Below are 24141 nucleotides of genomic sequence, written 5' to 3'. Positions count from 1 at the left end.
CGATGCAGAGCAACGCCGATCTTCCTCACCACACAACGACATCCCAGCACGACGATGTCCTGTTGTCGCTGCGTGACATCGCCATTGGTTATGGCCCCAAGGTCATCCAGAAAAATATCACGATGGATGTCAAACGTGGCTCCATCTTTGCCGTCATGGGCGGTTCGGGATGTGGTAAAAGCACCATTCTTCGCAGCATGATTGGGCTTCTGCGTCCCCAGGCTGGTCGCTACACAGTCGACGGCGATGATTACTGGGCTGGCCCTGATTCTCACAGAACGGCTCTCAATCGCCGTTTTGGCGTGCTGTTTCAGAGTGGCGCGTTGTGGTCATCCATGACCGTCGGTGAAAACGTCGCGCTGCCACTTGAGATGTTTACCCGGCTCGACAAGGACATGATCCGCAACCTCGTGGAACTGAAGCTGGGTTTCGTTGGGCTTTCTCATGCCATCGACCTCTATCCTTCCGAAATTTCCGGTGGAATGAAAAAGCGGGCTGGACTGGCGCGGGCGATTGCCCTTGATCCCGATATCCTGTTTTTCGATGAACCGTCAGCCGGGCTTGACCCCATTACCTCGGCGCGACTGGATGACCTCATTCTCAGTCTGCGTGAAGGTCTGGGAGCGACAATCGTCATCGTCAGTCATGAGTTGCCCAGCCTGTTCGCCATCGCTGATGACGGCATTTTTCTCGATGCCCAGAGTAAAACCCCGATTGCCCATGGTTCTCCCCGTGATCTGAGAGATCATTGTACCGACCCACAGGTTCATGCCTTCATGCACCGCGATGCCCGGGTCGATCCAGCGCCCGCTGAACCAGTCAGGAAAGGCACACCTCACAATGGCCAATGATTCAGGCGCAGCCCGTCAAACGATTGTCGGTCTTTTCGTCACGGGAGGCATCGCGCTGAGTGTGCTGGCCTTCATCTTTTTTGGGAACACAAACTTCTTCTCAAGAAATACCCGGGCCGTCATTGTCTTTCAGGACTCTGTTGCCGGTCTGTCTGTCGGCGCACCTGTGACTTTCCGGGGTGTCCGCGTCGGTGCTGTCGACAAGATCACGCTTCGCTATGATCAGGGGACGGGCGTTCCCTACATACCGGTGGAGATCAGTCTCGACCCGGGTCAGGTGCATGTCATTGATGATCCCAAATCATCAGGTCACATCAATCTCCCCGAGGTCATTGCGCATGGCCTGCGGGCTGAGCAGAATCTTCAGAGCTTCGTAACAGGCACGGTCAGCATCAATCTTGATTTCTTCCCAAGCTCCCCGGCGCCGTTTCATCCCGAGGTATCCAATCTCATAGAAATCCCCACGCATGTGTCGGCCATACAGAAGATGAAGGAAACCCTGTCGGACCTTCCTCTGAAAGAGCTTGCGTCCAACGCCAATGATGCTGTGCTGTCCATTCGTGACGTTGCCGAAAAGCTCAACACCCAGTTTCCGGCGCTCGTGGCCAGTCTTGAGGAAAGCTCGAAGGACTCTCAGCAGACCCTGAAAGCGGCTACAGCGGCCATTAATGATCTCCACGGGAAGCTCAATGTTACCCTTCTCGACATCGACCGGCTGATGCAGATGGGAAATGCCCAGTTGCGGGAACGTGGGGATGATCTGCATGCAACATTGACCAGCGCCACAAAAACAGCCGATGAGGCCAGAAAAACGCTGGAAAATGTGCAAAGCATCATTTCGCCGCGTTCGGTCAACCGGGACAATCTGGACTCAGCCCTGCGCGACATTGCGACCGCTGCCGCATCTCTGCGTGGGTTTGCCAGCGATGTTGAACGAAATCCCCAGTTGCTCCTCATGGGACGGCGTCAATAAATCTGATCAAGATGATTGCACATAAAGGGAAGCCCATGTCTGGCGCACGAACAAAACTGTCTCTCATGGCTGGTCTGGTTATCAGCGTGTCCCTGACGGGCTGCTCCAGTCCTCCCTTGCATCTTTATACGCTTGAAGGTCCGGCAACGACTGTTCCAGCAGTATCCGGTCCCCTTGCTTCAACAGCACCGGTTCTGGAAATCAGCCGGGTTTCTCTGCCGGACTATCTCGACTCTCAGGATCTTCTGACCCGCGACGGTAGCGCCCTTCAGCGCAGTCCGAACGGACGCTGGGCTGAACGTCTTTCCAACGGGATTACAGATCTGGTCACGGTAAGGCTCAGTGCTGCACGTCCTGATATGTTTGTGACTGAACAGGCACCGACAGGCTCGCTTTCGATGTCTCGCCTACGGATTACGATTACCCGTCTGGATATTCCCACATCCGGTCAGGCCACTCTGGATGCCAACTGGACCTATATTTCTGGCGATGATCAGGTTCCAACAAGAACGGATCGGACGCATGTCACGTCGTCCATAACAGACAATGGCACTGACGAAAAAGTCGTCCAGACAACAAATGATCTTATCAATCAGTTGAGCAAGATGATTGCTTCTTCCTTGCCACAATAATTAATTCCTTCGGAAAATTCTGCGGCTAATGTCGTGAAAGTCTTCCCCGCTGTTGCGGGTCTTTCACGACAACCAGTTTAAGCTGATCAGCAAAACTTTCAGATGAGCATTTTGTTCGATCGATAAATTACCTTGTGCGACTTTCATTAAGTATAATTGTAAAAGTCGTCGGATTATCCGGACTGATTTACCATCAATTGGTATGAGCTATCGCCTCATTTCGAAAGCGCCGATAAGTGTGGATGTAGGCTTCCGCAACTTTTTCAATGCCATATCGAGCGCCGCAACGTAACGCAGCTTCAGAAAATGCGGCACGAACGCCGCTATTTATCATCTTCCGAACTGCAGTCACGATGGCAGCCTGAAAGACTTCATCATCAGTCTCCAGAGGCAACAGTAGACCGGCCCGATTATTATCGTCATCTGTCATCATTGACCGGACAAAGCCAACATCTGTCGCAATGGCGGGCGTACCAACCTGAAGCGCCTGAATCAGTGTGAGCGGGAAAGATTCACCTGGGAATCTCGTAGGCAGCAGCATGCAGTCAGCCAGACGGTACAGACCGTTGATGCAGTCCTGATAGCCAAGGAAATGTATTTCAGGAACGTCACCATACTGCGCTTCCAGATCCTCCAGCGCGTCTCCAGTTCCACAAAGCAGTAAATGCACCCTTTGCCCACCTTCCGCCTGATTGAGTTTGCAGACAGCCTCGCAGGCCTGCTTCCAGCCTTTCTCTGGTATGCAGCGGCTGGCTACAGCCAGAACAAAGTCGTCTTCAGTCAGACCAAGCTGTGCACGGGTCATCGGAAATGGCCGGTTATCCAGCGCCATACCATTGCCGATACAAGCGATATCGCCGACAGGCAGTTTTCCCTTCTGATCCCGTAGATGCAGGAGGTTCTTTTCCGTCAGATAAATCCAGAGCGTCACAGCCTTTTCCAGACGCCGAATGATATTTCTGGAGAATGACACGCATTCATAGGAACCATGCAGCGTCACCAGATAGGGCAGCACTGGCAGCGAACTGTCATCAGGGAAAAACAGCAGCTCACAAAAGCAGAAATGCGAATGGATCAGGTCAGCGTGCAGGTCCAGAACATATCGCCACACCCCGACTTCTCGTGCTGCATCGGCTGAATAAACAGGGATGGAGCGATCCAGAAGCGCACGTATCTGTGGATCTTCACCTGTATGTTCATATACCAGAAACGAGACCATTACGCCTTGTTTGACAAGAGCATTGGCAAGCTGGATTGGAAGGATCTCACCTCCTCCCAGCTTAAAACCGAGCACAGCAAAGATGATGTGCTGGCCTTCATGCTGACAGGCGAGCACCTGCTCCAGGCTGAAAACGCTTTCAAAAGGTCCGAGTAGCTGTTCAGCGCCCACAAAAGTAAAGGTCGATTTCAGAGCATCAGCAAAGCGTATTACATGCTCATCATCCACGCCCCATTTGCGGCGAAGATATTCTATGAGTTCCTGATGTTCGCAATAAAAGCGTGCCGTTTTGAAGCTGTTTACTGATGTGTTTTTTTCATGCTGCCTGAAATGTGCAATCGCATCCGGAGAATAAACGATCTGCCCGCCCGCAGCCCACTCTGCATAAAGATACCAGTCGCCCAGAACGTGGAACTGCTGGGCCTTTTCCCATACCTCAGGCCGAACGTCATGACGACGGATCAGACATCCTCCAACATAGGCAATAACATTTGATACCGCAAAGGCGTTGGTAAACCACCACCCTGCCGGTTTCACCAACGTCTCATTCCAGATGCCAGATTGCGCACGCTCTCTGTAACCATCCAGACCATCCTGAAAATTTCCATGACGATCACAGTACTGGATACGACCAAATGCTATCTGGACACTGGGATCAACGAAGTACCCTACCAGTTTTTCTACAAAACTTTCGTCCGCGAAATCATCACTTTCACAAATCCAGATGATCTCTCCACGAGCGGCATCCACGCCTTTACGCCACTGCCGAAATACATTCCCGGAGTTGGTCGCATTGGAAAAAATCTTTATTCTTTCCGGATATTGCTCTTTGAATTTCTCCGCAATTTCAAGACTTCCATCCTGCGAATGATCATCAAGGAAGATAATTTCTATATTTTCATAGGTTTGATTGATGATGGACTCAAACCGCTGCTGAAGAAATTCCGCATGATTATAGTTGGGAATAATCGCGCTGACCAAAGGTCTGTAAGGTATGGTCTTCAGGCGCTGTTCATACGGCAATGCAGGACGACTTTCACTCCGGCCGTGCAAAACCCAGTGCCACAGCGTGTTCATGCCAGCCTGTATGACATCCGGATATCTGTTTCTGTAATAGTTAGTATCAAAGCTCTTACAGGGGTTTAAACCTGCGTTATAACCTGTGGTCAGATAATGTGCGGCAGCAGTAATATTATCCAGATTTTCTTCCGGTATACCTGCCTGTTTGCTGTAATAGGAAACATCAAAAACAGGCGCAATATCAGCCGCGATCATGCGCTCCGTTTCGTTGAGAGGGTATTCGGTTCGATGATTGCTTCCTTCGGTTTCGCCCTTTGAGTCATCCTGTGTCTGCACGGCGACCGACTGGCTGGCACTGGAACGATGACGGACACGCCGGACAGCGGCCCTTACAAGAGGCATTTTTCCCATTAAATATCGGGCAGGTTTTGTCGCGCGCCATGCCGTGCTGTTTTCAACCGTGCTATACCGGTGTTCAACGCTCGCAAGTTTTTCTGTTAATTCCTGTTTCTCTTCTGTGAGTGCTGTAATTGTTTGATCACGTTCATTGCAGCGATCGGCCAGAAGATTGGCATTGTAACACTGCGTCGCAAGATGTCCCGTAAGCAAGGCGTTTTTTTCGCGTTCTTCAAACAGGCTACGGGCCAGATCTATGACCTTCACCTTTTCCCTGTCCAGCTCACTTTCCAGTTTTATAGAGTCCTGCTCTTTTCGCGATATACTCCGAAAAGCATCGCTTTCTGTTACACGGTCTATACAGACGCCCCGCACAGCCATGGGAAGCTCTGCTCGGGACGCAATAGCAATGAGATACATTGGTTCGGGAACGTCTTCAAACCGGGCAATATCACCTTCAGCCAGTGAAAAACTGACATCTCGGCTTACTGCGTCGGGAAAATCTATGACCGTCCCGAACATGTTTCTCTGACCACCGAACATGACATTGGTAAAATGCTTACGCATGAGTTGTTCAAACTCATGACTGAAAAGTTCTTTTACATGAAACTCGTTTGAATAACCTGTTGCTATTGAATAACGATATTTATCAGGGCTGGAAATGATCACCACGCCAGATGGTTTAAGAACCCGAACAAATTCTTCGAGCATTTTTTCATGATCAGCAACATGCTCAATCGTTTCAAAACTGACGATGAAATCGATGCTGGCTGAAGGCAGCGGCAACGCGCAGACATCACCCGTCAGAAATTTTACACGATCATTCCCGTATTTATGCTGAGCATGTTCCGCAGCGCTCCGGGAAACATCCACGCCAACAACCGTGCCGGCCTTTGCACTCAGAAGCGCGCTGCCGTAACCCTCTCCCGACGCCACATCAAGAACGGCAGATCCCTCGCTAATAATCTCACGTGCAAAGAGATAGCGGTGCATGTGCTCAAGCGCGGTTTCTCCGCGCATATCAGGCATGAACCGTTCACCAGTGGCATCTAACGTCATGGTAATTCCTCTGCACCGAATATCTGCCGGTCGAGGCATTGGCCTCAATTATATTATCTCGGCGTTTGTTAAGAGAGGGATAGAAAAGCGTCAAGCGATTGGGTCGAATCATAAACTGACGAAATAAAAAGAAAACTCCCACAAAACAGCTTATAAAATGCTGTTTTTGATACACCTATCACGAGCCCTTGCACTGTTTGTGCAGGATGGCGATCCTGCCAGAACTGAAATATGATATCATCATGCGAGAGAGGGCCTTCCAGTCTGCTTATCCGGTCAGGGCACTATTCTCAGGCGTATTAACAACTCCCTTCCCCCTAGCGTTCACCCAATGGGATACGGCATACCTTACTGATGAAACTTCGTTTTGCTCCTAGCCCGACAGGCATGCTCCATGTCGGCAACGCACGCCAGGCCATTGCCAACGCACTCTTTGCCCGCAAGCATAACGCGACTTTTCAACTGCGGATTGATGATACGGATGTCGGCCGATCCCAGGAAATCTATGTCACCGGTATCAAGACCGATCTCGAGTGGCTTGGAATTTCGTGGGATGAAACCTTTCGTCAGACAGAATGTCTGGATCGCTACAACCGGGCTATTGAAGCGCTGAAGGCATCCGGTCGCCTGTATCCCTGCTTTGAGAGCGAGCAAGAGCTTGCGGCCAAGCGGGAAATGCGGATCAGATTACGCAAGCCGCCACTCTATGACCGCGCCATGCTCAAGATGACTGCGGCACAGCGTGCTCAGGCGGAAGCGAATGGCAAAGTTCCTTACTGGCGCTTCAAGCTGACTGACGCCAGCAAAGGCTGGAAAGACCTCGTGATGGGCAACTGCTCCGTCAAGTTGACCGCCGTATCGGACCCTGTGCTTGTCCGTGCTGATGGCACAATCCTCTACACGCTGGCATCCATTGTGGATGATATCGAAACGGGGGTGACCCATATCATCCGCGGGGAAGATCATATCACGAACACCGGTGTTCAGCTTGATATAGCGGAAGCTCTTGGCGCGAAGCCGGATCGTTTTACATTCGCACACCTTCCGCTTCTGCTGGATGAGGGCGGCGGAAAGCTATCCAAGCGCTTTGATTCCATGTCAATCAAAACACTGCGCCGCGACGGCATCGAAGCCGAAGCGATGACGACCTATCTCGCCAGTCTGGGTAGCTCCAAGTCTCCTGAACCGATGGGTTTCGATGCCCTCGCTCAGGATTATGATCTCTCCTGCATCTCTAAGTCCGCCGCGCGCTTTGACATGAAGCAGTTGCTGGGGCTCAACAGGCGTATACTTGCCTCGGCTGAATTTCAGGACGTTCGTGAGCGTTTGCCCGAAGGCGCTACCGAGCAGTTCTGGCTGGCCATTCGAGGCAACATAGAATTGCTGACAGAATGCCACCACTGGTGGCATGTGACCCATGGAGAGATCAGTCCTCCTGCACAGCCGGAAGAACAGGATTATCTCAAAAAAGCTGCCAGCCTGCTCCCGGACGAGCCTTGGTCGGAAGAGACGTGGTCCACATGGACAAAAGCGATTGCCGAAGCCACTGGCCGCAAAGGCAAGGCTCTTTTCCGCCCCCTGAGACTGGCTCTTACAGGTGAAGAGCATGGTCCTGAATTGAAAGTGCTTCTTCCGCTGATTGGTCGGAAACGTTCATTGGGCAGACTTACTCTGACAGTCTGAAGCCATTCTGCTGCGGATTATCCGACCGTTTAATCTCCTGCTCATAAAAAGATTGAGCAGGAGATTAGGTTTCTAATGTGCAGATCGGATTTCCAAGAAGAAATGTTGTCAGTTTTGATCCGAACTCGGTAAAAATTTACCTCTTAACTATGGGCGCTACTGACTATACTATTTTTGACGTCAGCATAAGTCGCTCCATTTTGGAACAGGGTCATGGCTGCGTCCAGTTCACTGGCGGTTGGCTCTCGCGAGAAACTGGTCATATAGAATCCCGTAATGATGGACTGTGCTTCTACCCCATGAGCCAGTGTCGACACAAAGGTGGCGTAGGTTGTTCCATTCGCCATTGTGTCCTGCCAAGCGCTGATCTGGGCTGATGAGGGCGTTATATCCAGGATCTTCTGGTAAGCATTGGTGATCATACCTTGCGCTTCGACACCATGGCTGATGATGCTAACCATGGTGCTATAGTTACCACCGGAAGCGAGATAAGACGCCCATGCCTCTACCTGCGCGGATGCGGGGGTAATCCCGGTTTTATCCTTATATACGGCAGATATTATCTGCTGAGCCTGCGTCCCTTGGGAAACATCATTTACCAGATCGCGGTAAGTGGCTCCCTGTGCCAGATAGTCTTCCCAGGAATCTATTTCTGCACTTGAAGGAGTTACACCGATTTTCTGCTCATAAACTGTTTTTATGGCAGTCTCGGCTTCAGAGCCATGTGAAACCGCACTCACCAGATCTGTATAGGATGAGCCATTTGCAAACGCATTCTCCCATGCCGAAAGTGCGCTGCTACTGGGGCTGATGCCGGTTTTCTGCTCATAGACCCCAGTAATCACTGACTGGGCTTCTGACCCTGAAGAAATGGCGGAAACAAGTGTGCTATATGTTGCACCATTCCCAAGCGCATCTTCCCATGAATTTATTTCACCGCTACTTGGTGTGTAATTCAACTTGCTTGAGTAAACTGAAGAAATGATGGCGGAAGCCTCAACGCCATGAGTGATCGCCTGAGAAGCAGTTGCCAAGGTAGCGCCGTTATTTTCCATGACATCTTCCCATGCAGCGATCTGATTATCAGTATCCTGAATCGTCAGACCCAACTTGTCATGGTAGAGGGCAACAATAGCATCTGCTGTATGGCTGCTGGAAATAATATTGTTCCGAAGACTGCCTAGAGTGTCCTGATTGGCTAGAAGAGTCTGCCCCTGCATAACAATGCTGTTTGAAGCTTCTTCACCTGTATAATTTACAAAATACGAACTTAGTGTCTGATATGCTTCACTGCTATAAGCCAGCGTCGACACCAACTTGGAATAATCTGAATACATGAAGCCGCCAGTTCCAAGAGGCGCCAAGGTTATATCAGAAGCATAAGTGGCCAGTTCAGTCGCAGTGGGGTCGCGATCAAGCACTGACTGAAAAGCCCAGGAAATACTCTGGTTAATCAGAGCGCTCTGATCGTTTGTTACAAAAAAAGGCGTCGTCGGTGACAGTGAAGATGACCATACAAAGTTGGTATCATTGATTGTGTCAGTAGCAGTTGATGAAGTCGCCAGTATTGCTGACTGCGTACTAAGAAACTGTATTGTGCCAGTCGAGGATGAGTTTGTAGCGGCGGATGCATCTGAGATGGTTGCACCGGATGTCGTACCTAAAGACGACAGCACATTTGCAGCACTGCTGACGACACTTCCCGTCTGAGTATAGTCGCTGGAGGAAACACTGCTCGATGATGTTGGATCGACTGACGAGGAACTCGCGTAACTGGCTGCAAGAACATCCGTTGTAGATGACGTGGGGACCGTACTTGCAAGCACCTGATCGTTGGTTGAGTCGCCTGTTGCGCCGCTCGAAAGCAGCAGGGAGGTATCGGTCATTCCCAGCCTGTTTTTTATATAATACCGAAATCTTTTATTGCGATAATTGATTCGGAATCATGTTTAACGATTTGCTAGCGATACAGAGGGAATGATCACCTAGTCAACAAAACAATTGTATAAATTTTTATACTTCAATCATTTATTATAATAATTTCTATAAATATCACAATTAAAAAGAAGAAATATACATGTTAATAAAAAATATTACTTGTGGTTTTTCATGGCCTATAAAAATATTTACCAGAGACTCCTTTTTCCTTTAGAAAAAAAACCACAACTTAAACAGCTTATGCAGGAAATCACGGACGCCCAGAACGATGATAAGGATGCCCGGCCGCGATAGCGCGCGCTCTGTAAATCTGTTCCACCAGCATGATACGGACCAGCATATGCGGCCAGGTCAGACTTCCCAGAGAGATCATTGCATCGGCACGCGACACTACTGCTGCATCCAGACCTTCCGCTCCACCAATGATGAAACAGACATCGCGCCCGGTCTCCAGCCACTCACCCAGTTTTTGCGAAAACACTTCGCTGGATATAAGCTTTCCAGCCAGATCAAGCACCACCACAAATGCACGATCAGAGAGGGCGGATAAAATTGCCTCCCCTTCTCGACGCTTGATTTCCGCCGGGCTCCCCTTTCCATCAGGCAGTTCTGTAATTGTGAGTGACGGATTCAGGCGTTTGACGTAACGCTCGACAAGCGCCCGCTCATGACTATCCTTCATCCGCCCTACAGCAATCAGGCGCATTTCAAAAAAGTCCCCTGATTACTTTGTCCCGAACAGTCGGTCTCCCGCGTCACCCAGTCCCGGACAGATATAACCGTGATCATCCAGTTCACGGTCAATCGAACATGTGATGATCCGCACGTCAGGATGTGCTTTCTGAAGGCAGGCGATGCCTTGGGGGACAGCAAGCAGGCAGACGAAAATAATTGAAGAGCATCCAGCGTTTTTAAGGCGATCAATCGCCGCGACCGCGCTGTGGCCTGTTGCAAGCATCGGGTCGACTGCGATGCAGATACGTTCACCAATATCGTCCGGCAACTTCATGTAATATTCAACGGCTTCCAGGGTTTCAGGGTCCCTGTACAAACCAATGTGCCCGACACGTGCTGACGGAATCAAATCGAGCATGCCGTCAAGAATACCGTTTCCCGCTCGCAGGATTGAGACGAAACAGAGCTTCTTGCCCGAAAGCTCCTCGCCTTCCATCGTCTCCTGTGGCGTCTCGATGGTCACCGGTTCAAGCTTGAGATCGCGGGTCGCTTCATACGCGAGCAGCAAACTCAACTCACGTACCAGTCGCCGAAAACCGGCCGTTGATGTCGTACGGGCTCTCAGATGCGTCAGCTTGTGACGGACAAGAGGGTGACGGACGACAGTAACCATATCAGTCGGCATGTCGGTATTCTCGGCTGAAGTCATTTCAAATAGTACCTGAATTAGCGGAATCTTCGGGCTGGAAGTCCAGAACCAGACCATTCATGCAATAGCGCAGCCCGGTAGGAGGTGGGCCGTCGGGAAAGACATGACCGAGATGGCCTTTGCATTTAGAGCAGAGCACCTCGATACGGATCATGCCGTGACTGACATCCTTTCTCTCTTCGATTGCGCCGGGCAGCGCATCGAAAAAGGAAGGCCAGCCGCTACCGCTCTCATACTTGGTGTTCGCCGTAAAAAGAGGATTTCCGCATCCCGCGCAGCGATACACGCCCGGACGTTTTTCGTGGTTAAGCGGGCTTGAGCCCGGTCGCTCTGTCCCGTGCTCACGCAGAATACGCACCTGATCCGGTGTGAGAGTTCCACAAACGGCTACGGGTGTGGGTTTTTGAACCATTGCCGTGACTTCCTTGAAACCGCACGCATCGGCGGTATGACCGATGTAACGTCATCGTCAGAAAATACATACCCCTCTGTCAAACAGCAGGCAGCAATTTCTGCACGAAATCGTGATGTGGGAATTATTTTAGTCCGCAACTCTCCACACAGACAGCGTTGAGTCTTCGTGAGCCCTTTCATGAAACAAACAGGAGAACGCGAGATGAGTGAGAAAAAACCGCCCGTATGCGGGACATCAACTTCCAACAAGTCCACGAATGAAATTCTGGATGACGAAGGCAAAGGCTCCTTCCCTGCGAGTGATGCACCTTCATCCGGAAGAATAACCGGGGCCAATGACTGCGTCGATGACGAGTCAGATGAGACTGAGAAAAAGAAAGACGAGGATGCTCACAAACATCCCTGAACCTCCGCGTTCTCAGTGAGGATGACTTGGAAGCTGCTGCGTCTGGTGTCATATTTGGAGCACGAATAAAGGCACACATAGAAGAAGGCCTGCGCAACAATGACCATTTCATCCCCACCCCGCCCCGTCATGCTTGTCATTCTTGATGGCTTTGGCTGGCGAGAAGACGAATCCGACAATGCCGTGCGTCTTGCCTCCACTCCGATCTTCGACGGCTTGTGGAGTTCATGTCCCAGCACTTTTCTGGACACCAGCGGGGAGGATGTCGGTCTGCCGGACGGGCAGATGGGCAACTCCGAAGTTGGACATCTGAATATCGGCGCAGGCCGTGTGGTAATGCAGGAATTACCGCGGATCGGCAAAGCGATTCGGGATGGTAGCCTCGCCAAAAACGAAGTCCTGACGGCCTTTATCAACAAGATGAAGGAAACCGGCGGGACCTGCCATCTTCTTGGTCTCGTCTCCTCAGGTGGGGTGCATGCCCATCAGGATCATGCCGTCGCACTGGCGCACATTCTGACTGATGCGGGCGTAAAGGTTGCCTTCCATATCTTCACGGATGGCCGCGATACAGCGCCCCAGTCCGGCGTTGGCTATATCGAGAGCCTCACGAAAGCCCTTCCCCAGACGGTCGAACTCGCGTCGATTTCCGGACGCTATTACGCCATGGACCGGGACAATCGCTGGGAGCGCGTCTCCAAGGTCTATGACGTCATCACCAGTGGCGAAGGCCCGCGGGCGTCGTCTCCTCTGGAAGTGCTGGAAGCCTCCTACAAGGCGAATGTGACGGATGAGTTTATCATTCCTACCGTGCTCGGTGATTTTCAGGGTGCCAAAGATGGTGATGGCATTCTTTCCTTCAACTTCCGGGCCGACCGCATTCGGGAATTGCTGACAGCGCTTCTTGAGCCGGAGTTCAGCGGCTTCCAGCGGAAAGTCGTGCGTCACTTCGCAGCAACAACCTGCATGACGCGCTACAGCGACGAACTGGCAAAGCTGACCACTGTTCTGTTCGCCCCGCAGGATTTGCGCGATCTTCTCGGTGACGTTGTTGCAGCGGCCGGAAAAAAACAGCTTCGCATGGCGGAGACTGAAAAATATCCGCACGTCACCTACTTCCTGAACGGTGGTCGTGAAGAGAAATTCGAGGGCGAGGATCGGATCCTTGTGCCTTCACCCAAGGTCGCCACCTATGATCTGCAGCCGGAAATGTCAGCGCCGGAACTGACCGACAAGGCTGTCGCGGCCATCGAAAGCGGTCAGTACGATCTGATCGTGCTCAACTACGCCAATCCGGACATGGTCGGACATACGGGCATCCTGTCCGCCGCCATCAAGGCCGTGGAAACGGTGGATACCGGTCTGGGCCGTATCGCCGACGCCATCCGCAAGCAGGGCGGTGCTCTTCTCGTGACGGCTGATCATGGAAACTGCGAAACCATGAAGGATCCGGAGACAGGCAATCCGCATACTTCCCACACACTGAATGAAGTGCCCTGCGTTCTCATGGGAGCAGGCAATGTCAGGCTTCATCATGGACGGCTTGCCGATATTGCTCCGACCCTTCTCGGTCTGATGGGTCTGAAACAGCCGACGGCCATGACCGGAAAATCCCTGATATCTTCGCAGGAGGCCTAAATTTCCTTCTGTTCTGAGACTGTGGCGACAAGGGAGGAAGTGTGAGTTCTGCACACACGCTTTCTCCCGCCGCAATAAAAGCATGCCGCGTTAAACGCCCTATAAAATGGTGGCCTTTATTGGCAACGGGAAGCACAATCTTCCTGATGTGGCCGCATCTGTCTCACGCCGCATCCAGCAAGCAGGCCCGGCATACAAGCCCTTCCCATTCGGGCCAGCACACAGGCAAGAAAGCACAGCCAGCCGCTGCGGTGTCATCCCCTACACGCGCAGCGCTTGAGGCCGCACAGGCGCGGGAAACAGCTCTGAGAGCGCAGGCGAAAGCAGAGGCTGCACGAGTGGAGCAGGCCCGTCGGCAGAATGCTGCTGCGGCTGCACAGGCAGCGCAGGATCATTCGCGTTCTGTTGCTCTGTCTTCAGCAACGGTCGCCGCTGCGGAACAGCTTCAGAAAACGGAAATTCGTACCGAGACCGTGCAGGCGCAGGTCGAAGATCTTCGCGCTGATCAGCAGGCGACGCAGGATGCGCTGCGATCGGACGCCAAGGCGCTTGAGCCGCTGCTGCCTGTAGCGCAGCGACTTTCACTTTATCCCATGGACGCCCTGCTGACAGGGGTCGGTCCAACAGAAAACGTGGTGCGCGGACTTCTGGTCATGCGTGGCTTGGGCAATCTTCTGGAGACACGGGCGGAATCCCTGCAAAGCCGACAGAAGGATCTGAAGGCGATTGAAGGCAAGCTGTCTGGACAGGTGGCCGAACTCAGTCGGATCGAAACCATCCAGCAACAGCAGAGAGCTGAACTGGCGAAACAGGCAATCGCCGCCCGAAATGCCCAGATTCAGTCAAATGCAGCCGCCCGACTGGCGTCGAGCAATGCTTCGCAGGAAGCCGCCAAACAGAAAGCGTTGCAAGCGGAACTCAACGGTGTGCTGGCCGCGGAAACCGCCGCCATGGCTCAATTGCAGAGAGAGGCCGAAGCCGCAGAACGAGCACGAAAGGCCCGTGAGGCTGCCGAAGCGCGACGCCGGGCCCAAGCTGCCGCTTCGGCGGCAGCTGCCAGAGTGGCAGGTCGTCATGTCACCAAAGAGGTGGAGCCCCCTCCTGCACCTATCTCTGGTCATGGCGGCGATGGCATCGTGACCGGCCATCTTCTCACGGCGTGGGGACAGCCGATGGAGGGCGGAGCGGCATCAGGCAATACGTATTCCGCAGCCCCCGGCAGCAGCGTGCGAGCTCCCTGCTCGGGAACCGTGGAGTTTGCCTCTCCATTCAGGAGTTATGGCGAGATGCTGATCCTGAATTGCGGACACGGTTATCGCTTCGTGCTGGCAGGCCTTGGCAGCATGAATGTCGCAACAGGGCAGTCACTGGCGAAAGGGTCATCCATTGGCTCCATGCCTTCTTCAGGTGGTGCGCTGCTAGTCCAGCTTCGTAACGGGGCGCGGTCGGTTAATCCAAAATCTCTGCTTTGATGGGTGTTGATGCCCTTATGTCCACCCGTCGGATGACACGCGGGTTGGCGTCCCGGATGAGAGGCGGTATTCGTTTTGGTAAGAACCTTGTTGGATGATACGCCCTGACTGGGGCGATTCGTGCCGAGAGAGACAGAAAGCTGACTGCCGCGCGGCGCAGTCCGGCAACAGGAGACTTCACTTTATGACGTTCCGCACCGCCCTGCTGTTCGGAGCCGCAGTTCTTTCCGGACTGACGCTCGCGCCCCAGTTTCCTGTTGCTGGAGGGAATTACGGCGTCATTGCAGAGGCCCACGCCGAGACAGCGCCAGCCACCTCTACCGACCCCAAGGTCAGCCACGCCGAGACCTACAAGCTCCTGACCCTGTTCGGCAGCATCTTCGATCTTGTGCGCGCCAACTATGTCGATCCTGTATCGGATCGTGAACTGATCACCAACGCGCTGAACGGCATGCTGAGCGGCCTTGACCCTCACAGTTCCTACATGACGGAAAAGCAGTATGCCGACATGCAGGTTCAGACGACCGGCAAGTTCGGCGGACTGGGACTGGAGGTTCAGGGAGAAGATGGCCACGTCCGCGTGGTCTCCCCGATCGACGGAACGCCAGCCTGGCGTGCGGGGATCAAGCCGGGCGACTACATTGTAGCCATTGACGGGCACAATATTGATGGCAGCCCTCTGAATGACGCTGTCGAAAAGATGCGCGGCAAGCCCGATACCAAGATCACGCTCACGCTGATCCGGGCGAAGACACCCAAGCCCGTCATTGTGACGCTCACACGCGAAATCATTCATATCGAGGCCGTCAAATCGGCGCTCTATGACAAGACGGGTTACATCCGCATTCCTCAGTTCACGGAAGATACATCCGAAGAACTTCACAAGGCATATGATGAGCTGCTCAAGAAAGCCGGTGGAAAGCTGACTGGCGGTCTGGTGCTGGATCTGCGCAACGATCCGGGCGGCCTGCTGACACAGGCGATTGATGTCGCCTCTTCCTTCATCAGCAATGGCGAGATCGTCTCCACACGCGCCAGACATCCAAAGGATAGCCAGCGCTGGGACGCCAAGGGTCATGATATGACCGATGGCATGCCTATCGTCGTGCTGATCAACGGTGGCTCGGCATCCGCCAGTGAAATCGTATCCGGAGCGCTTCAGGATCATCATCGCGCCGTTCTCATCGGCACCAAGAGCTTCGGCAAGGGATCGGTTCAGACGATCATGCCCATTCCGGGCAATGGCGCCGTTCGCCTGACGACTGCACGCTATTACACGCCGTCAGGTCGCTCCATTCAGGGGCTTGGTATTGTCCCTGACGTCTCAGTGAAGGAAAGCCGTGAAGAGCCCGCTTTCAGCATCCGGGAAGCCGATCTTTCCCATATCCTGAAAAATCAGGGCGGCAACCAGACCAAACCGCCACAGCGTTCGGATCTGCCGCCGCTTGCATCCAAGCTTCCGGAAGAGCCACCGGCCAACTGGCCCACTTTTGATGTGACCAAGCCAACGACCGACTTCCAGTTGCAGGAAGGTCTCCGTCTGGTGCGTAGCATGGCCGGTGTTGCCGCACCGGATCCGGTCGCCACCCTGCCGCCACTGCCTGCGCCTGCACCAGTTTCCGACAAGACAACGCCAGCAAAGAATGAGGCTTCCCATCACTAACGACGATATCCATCCGGCAGCCAAGGCAATGGAAGGTGCAACGGCCGCCAGTCTTTGGCAGCGCCTGCCACCAAACGGACGACTTTTCGTCCGTTTCTGGGGTGGTGTCTCGTTACTGGCGCTTCTTGCCGGCATTGGTCTGCAGGAGCTGGCGTCCAGACATCATTCGGCCGCTACCACTGCATCTGATCAGAACAAACCTGCGGTTGCACCACAGGTTGCTCAGCCGCAACCCGCAAAAGAGGCGGCTGAAAAATCTCCGGAAGCTGTGGCAACCAATACAGCGCCTGATCAGCAGAAGAATGATTTTTCGTCTGAGATCACACCCGGCGTCACGCCTATTCCCAAGCCTATGCCGGATATGCTGGAGCCTGTCGCGGGCGACCCGGGTCATAGCCTGCCAAAGATTGGCCCGAACGGTGAAATGTCCCGCAATGTCTATGCTGCGGCTATTCCCCCCGTTCCGGCAGGAAATGCACGTATAGCCATTCTGCTGGATGGGTATGGGCTGTCTGAAGAGATGAGTCTGAACGCAGCCCGGAATCTTCCGTCTGTGGTGTCATTTGCTGTTCCCGCTTATGCGCCAGCGAGACTCCCTCTCTCGGAAACAGCAAGACTGCGCGGACACGAAGTCTTCCTTTCTCTTCCGATGCAGCCTTCCACTGCGCCGCTTGATGATGAGGGACCACGCGCTCTCGGCTATGATCACACAGCTGAGGCAGACAAGGGAAATCTGGAATGGGCTCTCTCCCGTTTCAACGGCTATGTCGGCGTAACAAACGCCTTTTCGGGTTTGGATGGGGATGCCTATGCGCAGTCTCCTGATTTCACGATGGTCAGCCGTATTCTTGAAAACAGAGGTCTGCTCTACCTGAACGCAACACCAGGCGCTCCGCGTAGCGGTCCGGTTATGGGTGGGGACGCCTCGCTCACGATGGACACCAATGCGGATGCCGCTGGGGTTGATGGCCAGTTGGCGCGGCTTGTCGCCATGGCCAAATCCCGTGGAACGGCCATTGCAGTCGCCGGCCCCATGCGCCCGGTGTTTCTGCAACGACTGGCTGAATGGACCCACTCTCTCTCCACTCAGGGGATAACGCTGGTCCCGGTCAGTGCGCTAAGTCGCAACGCAACCCTTTCACCAAGCGTTTCTAACAGCAGGGCATTGCGCGTCGCAGTTCCAACGGACACGTCTGCACAGCCCCCTGCCCCTGTCGTCACTCCAGCCAAGGTGGGCACGGCATCAGGTAAACGCTCTGTTACGGAAGCTCCGCTTGATCCTCCTTCTCCAGCGCCTGAGCAGGCTGCTCCGCCTGCCTCTCCATAGACTGTTGAAAACTGCGATGATCGATCCCTCATCCCTGCCCTATCGCCGCAATGTCGGTGCTGTCATCTTCAATGAAGACGGAAAAGTCTTTGTTGCACGACGCACGGACATGCCGGGTGCGGGCGGTGGTCCGGACGAAGGCGTGTGGCAATGTCCTCAAGGGGGGATTAATGATAACGAAGCCACAGATCACGCTGTTTTCCGGGAAGTAAGCGAAGAGACAGGCATGACGTCTCTTGCCCTTCTGGGCGAGCATCCAGACTGGCTGAGCTATGATCTGCCAACTGAGCTTGTCGGAAAGGCCCTCAGGGGCCGCTATCGGGGACAAACGCAGAAATGGTACGCGTTACGTTTTACCGGGCCAGAAACCGAAATTCGGCTTGATCTTGATGCTCATCAGGAATTCGACGCATGGAAATGGATTCCACTGACGCAGCTTGCAACTCTGAACGTGGGCTTCAAAAAGCCCATCTATGAGATACTCACTGTTTCTTTCTCACGTTTTTCCTGATCGTCCCTATGCCTTCTGGCAGCTCAGATATCCCCCCAGGATATGAGACATTTTTTCAATCCAGGCCTCGGCACCAAGACGGTAGCCATGCAAGGCAAAGCCTATAATCAGAGCCGCAGCGATACTGAAAAAGGCTGTCTGCGGTGATAGTGGGCTACGACGTTGTCCCAGCAGGCGGTGCAGGGTCATAACCGCGCCTACTCCAATCAAGCCACCGACAATGACTTCCGGGACTGTGTGAACCTGCAACAACACGCGGGTAACACCAAATCCAATGGCCAGCACACAGGCTCCCAAAAGAACGACCCAGCCATTGCGACACAATAAGGCCAGCAGCCCTCCATAAACCAGAGTGCCCCCCATTGTGTGACCACTGGGACTATAGAGAATGCGCTGATGTGGCACGCCGCACCGTTCACACCACAGCTTCAGAAGAAGTATAAGAGTTGGAGCCGCTACCATAACAGCGGCCCAAGCAAGTGCGTCCTTCCTTCGTCCAGCAAGCAGAAGAATCAGGAAAACTGAAATCTCAACGGGACCGGCAATGGCCTGATCGGCGAAATCACTTAACGCACCGATCACTCACAACACTCCGAAGTATAAGGGCGAGACACCGACCGTCTGGCCCGTGTCTCAAGCCTGATACGCGCAATTGCAGCGATAACAATACCCAGCATGACATAAAAATCAGGCATGCCTATGGTTGGGGAAGAGAGAATGGCCGCGATTAGTCGCCCTACTATCGCTGCAAGAAAGCCTTCTATCGCCATGCATTCCATGGACATTGGCGCGGCACGAAGCGCCCACCCGGCTGCTTTTGCCAACTGCCAGTCAAAGACGAGCAGGCAGATTATCCCCACGACACCGATGGTCGCCAACAGGCCGGGTATCAAACTCGATGACCGATTGCTTCCCCACCCGGTTCCAAGCCCATAGGTGTCACGAAAGGCTGCTATGGAGTCCAGATCGACCTGACTACGCTCCTGATAGGATGCGCTCTGTTTTTTCTCCGCTGTGCCGCTGGCCACGCTCTGCGCTGCTGAAATCACCTTGGGTGAAAATGTCGCAACAGTAGCTCCGGCAACACCCAGAATCAGCGCGCCAATCATGGCGAGCTGTCCAATGCGTCCAAGAAGGCGGCTGTGTCCCGTAATCACCACCAGCACGGGCAGCAGTATCAGTCCGATCGCCACAGCACCGAAACCGGTTGTCGAGGTCGTCAGGCAGAGCGCGATGCTGGAAGCCCATATCAGTGCGCGCATCCCCCGGACACGATAGCCTTTGAGAGTCAGCCAGAGGGTGGAGAACACGACACCTGTCAGATAGGACGCGCAGGCTGCCGGTTCTGTAAATGATGCATTGATGCGGGGAACAGGCCCGGCAGTCTGCGCATCAAGAACGGACCAGCCGGTATTCGAATAGAAAAATGAGCGTGGGAAAGGCACATGGACTGTTCTTGCCGCGAACTGCCAGACACAGATAGCCACCAGAAGCCAGCCAGTAAAAATATAAGCCTTATAGAATTCAGAAATATCAATATGTTTTCGCGTCAAATACTGTGCTGTCAGTATCATCAGAACAACATTAATGATGAGATAGGCATCCTGCGTGATGTTTCCGAAATTTGGCGCAAGAAGTGACAGCGTGCCAGCTGCGTCCTGTTTCTGTGGCCAGACCAGAACCTTGTTCTGGAACAGACGGGGCATGATCTGTGAACCGAAAACCGCCCAGACAAGGTTGAGGATCATCCCCATTGAAAGGGTTCGGACGCCTGCTTCACCAGGGTAACGAACGCCCAGCAATTTCTGCAGAATGATGTAGGAGATAAACGTTAGACCCGGTGCAAGTGTGGGCTGGAGGCAGAAGCCTCCAAGTTGCAGCACAGCAGCAGCCGGAAAGATTCCTGCAATGATAACCAGTTTCAGCAGGCGTTCGGGCTTGGACCAGAAAGCAAGACTGAGCGGGATGAGAATTGCTCCCATAAGGGGAAGCATCAGGCGAGTTTCCTTGTGTTTTGCATACCCATCACGGCCTTACTCTTCTTCTGACAAACCATACGACATGGCTTTCAGAAACGACGGTTAAAAGCCCTCCGTCAAGACACGCTCGGTGAGCGCCGTGATGCGGGAACGGAACGCGACTTTTGAAAAGCGGAGCGCGTTCTCCCGGCACCCTTCAGCCGAAATCTTATCGCGTATAGCTTCAAAACCATCTACGGTTTTCACAATTGCATCCGCAGTCTGTTCGTTAAACAGAAGGCCCGTGGGAGTGTCTGAGAGCGTGTCATCCTGAACAATGTCTAGCGCTCCACCTCGCCCGAAGCTGATGACAGGTGTGCCGCAGGCCTGTGCTTCAACCAATGTAATTCCGAAATCTTCTTCAGCCGCAAACACGAATGCCCGTGCGTTCTGCATCATGGAAAGCAGTTCCGCGTGCGGCACCTTGCCTTTGAGAATGATATTCGGGGCACCAGCAGCGATAGCACGGATTTTCTCATTCTCAGGGCCGTCACCAACCACAAGCAGTTTTCTTTGCGGCATACGGCGGAATGCCTCCACCACCAGATCAACGCGCTTGTAAGGGACCTGTCGGCCAGCCACCAGATATGCTCCACGGTCAGCCGGTGCAGCAGGTAAGTTGAAAGCATCTGTATCGACTGGCGGGTGAATGACGTCTGCTTCCCGGCGATAAACTTTCCTGATACGCCGGGCGATGTAGCGTGAATTGGCCACAAAAACATCCACACCGGTGGCCGAACGCACATCCCAGTTTCGGATACGGTGGAGAAGCCAGCGAACAAACAGCCCTTTCAGGCCCCGCTCCAGCCCGCTCTGTCGGAGATAGGCTGCCTGCATGTCCCAAGCATAGCGCATCGGAGAATGGACATAACTGATGTGGTACTGATCCGGGCCTGTGATGATGCCCTTGGCGACTGCATGATTGCTCGAAAAGACAAGATCAAAGCCGCTAAGATCGAACTGCTCAACCGCAAGCGGCATCAGCCCGAGATAATTCCGAAAATGTTTTTTCGCAAAGGGCAGCTTCTGGACGAAGGTCGTCTTGACTTTCCGTCCCCCGAGAAAAGCCCGCTCCTTTTTGGGAAGAAAATCGACGATGGAAAATACCTGCGCCTGAGGGAAAACCGTAAGCAGCTCCCCCACCACACGTTCTGACCCGGCATAATGCTCCAGCCATTCATGAACAATCGCAACTTTCAAGGTTGAGGTCGTGGCTGTCACATCTTTTCCTTTTTCTGTATGTTAATAAAAAAATATATGATAACTATTTTTTAGACACCAAAACTGTCATATCTCTCCTCGGTTAAAGGTTTAGTCATAACCCTCCGCTATTGGTTGCTGACAAAGAACCTTATTGGAAGACCGGAAATGATACCTGTTTCCTCCCACGCGCATTACGATCATCTCTCTTCTCTGCCGTCCTCACCGTCGCCGCAGCAGAAAGAGAAACTGGGAGCAGCCCAAGGCATTATTCTTGCGACAATCGGCGGGATCATCGCGTGGACGTCGGCTCTTGCTTTTGCCTTCATTTCCATTCGTTGAATTTCCCTTCGATACGGCTCACCCCATTTTTCAGAATCCTAAAAAATACCCGCATTTCTTATCGTCAGATCTTTTTTCTTAACCTCTGCCATAACAATTGAACGAGCATTTTGCGCTGCGGCTGCGCTTCGAAACATATGGCAGTGCTGTGCATTCATGGCGAGATGAATGCCATATCGGGCGTTCATCGTCTGCGCGAAATGTCCACTAAGAGAGCCAATCTCCATATTATTGGCTGCTGACAGACGCCTTACATCACTGATGTAAAACTCCTGCCTTTCTCCATTTTCAGCACTGCACCAGCAGAATATCCCTTTCTGAGTATTCTGCGATGCATCCATCGGATCAAAACTCTCTTGCGCCATGAGAGGTGCGCCAACAGGAAAGATGAGGCTCAGTCCCATCACAAGCAGGGCGTATCTGTTCCTCATTTCATGTCGTCTTCCGCTATGGCTATCAGCATTCTCGCTGCCTTGTCCCATGTGAAATGCTTTGCCCGCTCATCCCCTTTGTCCCGCAGGCTGGCCATTTGCTGAGGATCATCCAGCAGACGGCATACTCCCTGACTGATGCTCTTCGGATTACGCGGATCAACGTATAGCGCTGCGTCACCACAAACTTCCCTCAAGGCCGGAATGTCAGCTGCGACTACTGGACAATGACAGGCCATTGCCTCAATCGCAGGCAAGCCAAACCCTTCGTAAAGCGACGGAAACACAAAACAGGAAGCCGCAGAATACAGAGCGTGCAGCTCTTCGTCTGTTACCCTGCCGACATAGAGAGCTGATTGCGGCAAATTCACCTGTCCGGAAAACACACTCTTATCAATGCCGCCACTGATGACGAGTGGCACACCTCTCTGCTGCAAATCCCGGGATAAGGCGGTGAGCGCTCCGAGGTTCTTGTGCTTGGCAAGATTGCCAACCGCCAGCACGAAAGCGCGCCCCTCAAGACCATGGCGCTGAAGAACAGAGGCGTCAGGCGTAACGCGCGCTATATGTTCACAGCCTTCGGGAATGACCTCAATACGTTTCGGACTGACTTTTAAATATTTTGACAGCTCCTGTCTGGAAAAATCGGAAACAGTTACAATCCTGGTCTTCGTGTGGCAGAGAATTGTCTGCAAAACCTTGTACCAGAGACGAAATTTCCAGGAGTATCCCTCGGGCTGGGCAAACACCGCTGCATCATGCAGCACAACCAGCTGGTGACGTCCGAAAACAGGCGCGGTATTGCCGGGATTGATAAGAAAACGACCTTTATGGGACCGAGCAAGATCAAATTGCTCCCATGCCTGCCCTTTCAGATGACCGCAGGACACAACAGGCAACCCTAACCCTTCAGGCGGGAGCATCAAAGTCGTGCGTGGAGCCAGTAGCACCGGCTCCTGTCCTTGCGGCCAGTCAAACCTTGCAATGGCTCGCGCCAGCTCTCCGGCAAATCTCTGCACTCCGCTCTGCGGCTGCGAAAGATAACGCCCGTTCAGAGCTATCCTGATCCTGCCTGTCTCTTTCATCGTCACCGTCATCACGAAGCCAGCAATCCATAGTGGCGATAAACCTGTAAAGCCGCTCCGGACAGACCGGAAGCACTTCCAGCCGGAACCTGCGTAAGTACGGCGCCCAGTGTACGGGCATCATAGGCTTCCAGCTGACGCATCGCCCCCTTCAGATTTTCCTGTGTAGTCACACCCCATTTGACCACCAAAACCACTCCGTCCGTTTCATGCGACAGCACGGCTGCATCGGGGAACGCCAGAAGAGGCGGTGTATCCAGAATGATCAGGTCATAGTGAGGGCTGAGTTCGGCCAGAACCACTTGAAGAACCTCAGGAGCAATCATCTGGTCACTCGGAGATTTCCAGTTGTTCATCGTCATGACATCGACACCGGGAAGCACGTCCCGGCTTAGCCCACCCTTATCCAGCGAGGTGACGAGATGCCTGTTCCCTTTCCCTTTTCCGGAAGCCTGAACAATTTCCAGTGCGGAAGGGCC

The 24141-nt window shown here is 53.3% G+C and carries 21 protein-coding genes and 1 pseudogene; 11 read left to right on the top strand and 11 right to left on the bottom strand.

Annotated elements, in window-relative coordinates; all coding sequences use genetic code 11:
- Nucleotides 1-2 precede the first annotated feature (2 nt).
- The 3 genes from B3759_RS06855 to B3759_RS06845 are packed head-to-tail and all read left to right on the top strand — an operon-like array spanning nucleotide 3 to nucleotide 2456.
- Nucleotides 3-851 (top strand): ABC transporter ATP-binding protein, encoded by an 849-nt coding sequence (locus B3759_RS06855; protein ID WP_291364934.1) that lies wholly within the window; start codon nucleotides 3-5, stop codon nucleotides 849-851.
- A complete protein-coding gene (locus B3759_RS06850; protein WP_291364933.1) occupies nucleotides 841-1824 on the top strand; it encodes an MlaD family protein in 984 nt (327 codons plus the stop codon). The genes B3759_RS06855 and B3759_RS06850 overlap by 11 nt, the downstream gene beginning before the upstream one ends.
- A 35-nt stretch (nucleotides 1825-1859) precedes the next feature.
- A complete protein-coding gene (locus B3759_RS06845) occupies nucleotides 1860-2456 on the top strand; it encodes a PqiC family protein (RefSeq protein WP_291364932.1) in 597 nt (198 codons plus the stop codon).
- Nucleotides 2457-2649: 193 nt separating this feature from the next.
- Here the strand turns inward: B3759_RS06845 and B3759_RS06840 are convergent, their stop codons facing one another.
- Complete coding sequence (locus tag B3759_RS06840) at nucleotides 2650-6150, bottom strand: glycosyltransferase (RefSeq protein ID WP_291364931.1); 3501 nt, start codon at nucleotides 6148-6150, stop codon at nucleotides 2650-2652.
- Nucleotides 6151-6504: 354 nt separating this feature from the next.
- On the opposite strand from B3759_RS06840, the gene B3759_RS06835 reads away from it, so the two are divergent.
- Entirely contained in the window at nucleotides 6505-7833 is a 1329-nt protein-coding gene (locus B3759_RS06835) for a glutamate--tRNA ligase (protein WP_291364930.1), read from the top strand.
- A 143-nt stretch (nucleotides 7834-7976) separates the two neighbouring features.
- On the opposite strand, the gene B3759_RS06830 is transcribed toward B3759_RS06835, so the two are convergent.
- The 4 genes from B3759_RS06830 to msrB form a co-directional block, all read right to left on the bottom strand.
- The gene (locus B3759_RS06830) at nucleotides 7977-9719 is read right to left on the bottom strand and encodes a hypothetical protein (RefSeq protein WP_291364929.1); all 1743 of its coding nucleotides are present in this window, start codon (nucleotides 9717-9719) and stop codon (nucleotides 7977-7979) included.
- Nucleotides 9720-10021: 302 nt separating this feature from the next.
- Entirely contained in the window at nucleotides 10022-10477 is a 456-nt protein-coding gene (locus B3759_RS06825; protein ID WP_291364928.1) for a 23S rRNA (pseudouridine(1915)-N(3))-methyltransferase RlmH, read from the bottom strand.
- 18 nt (nucleotides 10478-10495) lie between these two features.
- On the bottom strand, nucleotides 10496-11155 hold the full coding sequence (gene upp / locus B3759_RS06820) for a uracil phosphoribosyltransferase (protein WP_099347171.1): 660 nt from the start codon (nucleotides 11153-11155) through the stop codon (nucleotides 10496-10498).
- A gap of 1 nt (nucleotide 11156) precedes the next feature.
- Nucleotides 11157-11567 (bottom strand): peptide-methionine (R)-S-oxide reductase MsrB, encoded by a 411-nt coding sequence (gene msrB, locus B3759_RS06815; RefSeq protein WP_291364927.1) that lies wholly within the window; start codon nucleotides 11565-11567, stop codon nucleotides 11157-11159.
- A gap of 204 nt (nucleotides 11568-11771) precedes the next feature.
- Here msrB and B3759_RS06810 point away from each other — a divergent pair, with 204 nt between their 5' ends.
- The 6 genes from B3759_RS06810 (at nucleotide 11772) to B3759_RS06785 (ending at nucleotide 18586) form a co-directional block, all read left to right on the top strand.
- The gene (locus B3759_RS06810; RefSeq protein WP_291364925.1) at nucleotides 11772-11975 is read left to right on the top strand and encodes a hypothetical protein; all 204 of its coding nucleotides are present in this window, start codon (nucleotides 11772-11774) and stop codon (nucleotides 11973-11975) included.
- A gap of 99 nt (nucleotides 11976-12074) precedes the next feature.
- Complete coding sequence (gene gpmI, locus B3759_RS06805; RefSeq protein WP_291364923.1) at nucleotides 12075-13613, top strand: 2,3-bisphosphoglycerate-independent phosphoglycerate mutase; 1539 nt, start codon at nucleotides 12075-12077, stop codon at nucleotides 13611-13613.
- Nucleotides 13614-13759: 146 nt separating this feature from the next.
- Nucleotides 13760-15085 carry a murein hydrolase activator EnvC family protein gene (locus B3759_RS06800; RefSeq protein WP_291364921.1) on the top strand — a complete coding sequence of 442 codons (1326 nt, stop codon included), beginning with the start codon at nucleotides 13760-13762 and terminating at the stop codon, nucleotides 15083-15085.
- Nucleotides 15086-15269: 184 nt separating this feature from the next.
- Nucleotides 15270-16748: a S41 family peptidase gene (locus B3759_RS06795; protein WP_291364919.1), complete on the top strand. Its 1479-nt coding sequence runs from the start codon at nucleotides 15270-15272 to the stop codon at nucleotides 16746-16748.
- Entirely contained in the window at nucleotides 16729-18075 is a 1347-nt protein-coding gene (locus B3759_RS06790; protein WP_291364897.1) for a divergent polysaccharide deacetylase family protein, read from the top strand. The genes B3759_RS06795 and B3759_RS06790 overlap by 20 nt, the downstream gene beginning before the upstream one ends.
- 16 nt (nucleotides 18076-18091) lie before the next feature.
- Nucleotides 18092-18586 (top strand): RNA pyrophosphohydrolase, encoded by a 495-nt coding sequence (locus B3759_RS06785; protein WP_291364895.1) that lies wholly within the window; start codon nucleotides 18092-18094, stop codon nucleotides 18584-18586.
- Between the two features lie 6 nt (nucleotides 18587-18592).
- Here the strand turns inward: B3759_RS06785 and B3759_RS06780 are convergent, their stop codons facing one another.
- The 3 genes from B3759_RS06780 to B3759_RS06770 all read right to left on the bottom strand — a co-directional run bounded on the left by B3759_RS06780 (nucleotide 18593) and on the right by B3759_RS06770 (nucleotide 21825).
- Nucleotides 18593-19168 carry a phosphatase PAP2 family protein gene (locus B3759_RS06780; protein WP_291364893.1) on the bottom strand — a complete coding sequence of 192 codons (576 nt, stop codon included), beginning with the start codon at nucleotides 19166-19168 and terminating at the stop codon, nucleotides 18593-18595.
- Nucleotides 19165-20580 carry a hypothetical protein gene (locus B3759_RS06775; RefSeq protein WP_291364891.1) on the bottom strand — a complete coding sequence of 472 codons (1416 nt, stop codon included), beginning with the start codon at nucleotides 20578-20580 and terminating at the stop codon, nucleotides 19165-19167. Before B3759_RS06775 ends, B3759_RS06780 begins: the two co-directional genes overlap by 4 nt.
- Before the next feature lie 87 nt (nucleotides 20581-20667).
- Nucleotides 20668-21825 (bottom strand): glycosyltransferase, encoded by a 1158-nt coding sequence (locus tag B3759_RS06770; RefSeq protein WP_291364889.1) that lies wholly within the window; start codon nucleotides 21823-21825, stop codon nucleotides 20668-20670.
- Between the two features lie 147 nt (nucleotides 21826-21972).
- On the opposite strand from B3759_RS06770, the gene B3759_RS06765 reads away from it, so the two are divergent.
- On the top strand, nucleotides 21973-22146 hold the full coding sequence (locus B3759_RS06765; RefSeq protein ID WP_291364887.1) for a hypothetical protein: 174 nt from the start codon (nucleotides 21973-21975) through the stop codon (nucleotides 22144-22146).
- A 38-nt stretch (nucleotides 22147-22184) separates the two neighbouring features.
- Here B3759_RS06765 and B3759_RS06760 read toward each other — a convergent pair whose 3' ends face one another.
- The 3 genes and pseudogenes from B3759_RS06760 to B3759_RS06750 all read right to left on the bottom strand — a co-directional run.
- A complete protein-coding gene (locus B3759_RS06760; RefSeq protein WP_291364885.1) occupies nucleotides 22185-22577 on the bottom strand; it encodes a hypothetical protein in 393 nt (130 codons plus the stop codon).
- Nucleotides 22574-23662, bottom strand: a complete 1089-nt coding sequence (locus B3759_RS06755; protein ID WP_291364883.1) for a glycosyltransferase family 4 protein — start codon at nucleotides 23660-23662, stop codon at nucleotides 22574-22576. Before B3759_RS06755 ends, B3759_RS06760 begins: the two co-directional genes overlap by 4 nt.
- 11 nt (nucleotides 23663-23673) lie before the next feature.
- A pseudogene (locus tag B3759_RS06750) lies at nucleotides 23674-24141 on the bottom strand (succinoglycan biosynthesis protein exop); the annotation flags it as partial.

This window comes from Acetobacter sp. UBA5411 (assembly GCF_002409645.1).
Taxonomy (GTDB): Bacteria; Pseudomonadota; Alphaproteobacteria; order Acetobacterales; family Acetobacteraceae; genus Acetobacter.
Note: the sequence above shows the minus strand (reverse complement) of the source record. Positions and strands in the feature narration are given on the sequence as shown.

Excerpts from the sequence above, each read along its gene's own strand:
- B3759_RS06855 (WP_291364934.1), top strand. The coding sequence starts at position 3 with ATGCAGAGCAACGCCGATCTTCCTCACCACACAACGACATCCCAGCAC.
- B3759_RS06850 (WP_291364933.1), top strand. The coding sequence starts at position 841 with ATGGCCAATGATTCAGGCGCAGCCCGTCAAACGATTGTCGGTCTTTTC.
- B3759_RS06845 (WP_291364932.1), top strand. The coding sequence starts at position 1,860 with ATGTCTGGCGCACGAACAAAACTGTCTCTCATGGCTGGTCTGGTTATC.
- B3759_RS06840 (WP_291364931.1), bottom strand. The coding sequence starts at position 6,150 with ATGACGTTAGATGCCACTGGTGAACGGTTCATGCCTGATATGCGCGGA.
- B3759_RS06835 (WP_291364930.1), top strand. The coding sequence starts at position 6,505 with ATGAAACTTCGTTTTGCTCCTAGCCCGACAGGCATGCTCCATGTCGGC.
- B3759_RS06830 (WP_291364929.1), bottom strand. The coding sequence starts at position 9,719 with ATGACCGATACCTCCCTGCTGCTTTCGAGCGGCGCAACAGGCGACTCA.
- B3759_RS06825 (WP_291364928.1), bottom strand. The coding sequence starts at position 10,477 with ATGCGCCTGATTGCTGTAGGGCGGATGAAGGATAGTCATGAGCGGGCG.
- upp (WP_099347171.1), bottom strand. The coding sequence starts at position 11,155 with ATGACTTCAGCCGAGAATACCGACATGCCGACTGATATGGTTACTGTC.
- msrB (WP_291364927.1), bottom strand. The coding sequence starts at position 11,567 with ATGGTTCAAAAACCCACACCCGTAGCCGTTTGTGGAACTCTCACACCG.
- B3759_RS06810 (WP_291364925.1), top strand. The coding sequence starts at position 11,772 with ATGAGTGAGAAAAAACCGCCCGTATGCGGGACATCAACTTCCAACAAG.
- gpmI (WP_291364923.1), top strand. The coding sequence starts at position 12,075 with ATGACCATTTCATCCCCACCCCGCCCCGTCATGCTTGTCATTCTTGAT.
- B3759_RS06800 (WP_291364921.1), top strand. The coding sequence starts at position 13,760 with ATGTGGCCGCATCTGTCTCACGCCGCATCCAGCAAGCAGGCCCGGCAT.
- B3759_RS06795 (WP_291364919.1), top strand. The coding sequence starts at position 15,270 with ATGACGTTCCGCACCGCCCTGCTGTTCGGAGCCGCAGTTCTTTCCGGA.
- B3759_RS06790 (WP_291364897.1), top strand. The coding sequence starts at position 16,729 with ATGAGGCTTCCCATCACTAACGACGATATCCATCCGGCAGCCAAGGCA.
- B3759_RS06785 (WP_291364895.1), top strand. The coding sequence starts at position 18,092 with ATGATCGATCCCTCATCCCTGCCCTATCGCCGCAATGTCGGTGCTGTC.
- B3759_RS06775 (WP_291364891.1), bottom strand. The coding sequence starts at position 20,580 with ATGCTTCCCCTTATGGGAGCAATTCTCATCCCGCTCAGTCTTGCTTTC.
- B3759_RS06765 (WP_291364887.1), top strand. The coding sequence starts at position 21,973 with ATGATACCTGTTTCCTCCCACGCGCATTACGATCATCTCTCTTCTCTG.
- B3759_RS06760 (WP_291364885.1), bottom strand. The coding sequence starts at position 22,577 with ATGAGGAACAGATACGCCCTGCTTGTGATGGGACTGAGCCTCATCTTT.
- B3759_RS06755 (WP_291364883.1), bottom strand. The coding sequence starts at position 23,662 with ATGAAAGAGACAGGCAGGATCAGGATAGCTCTGAACGGGCGTTATCTT.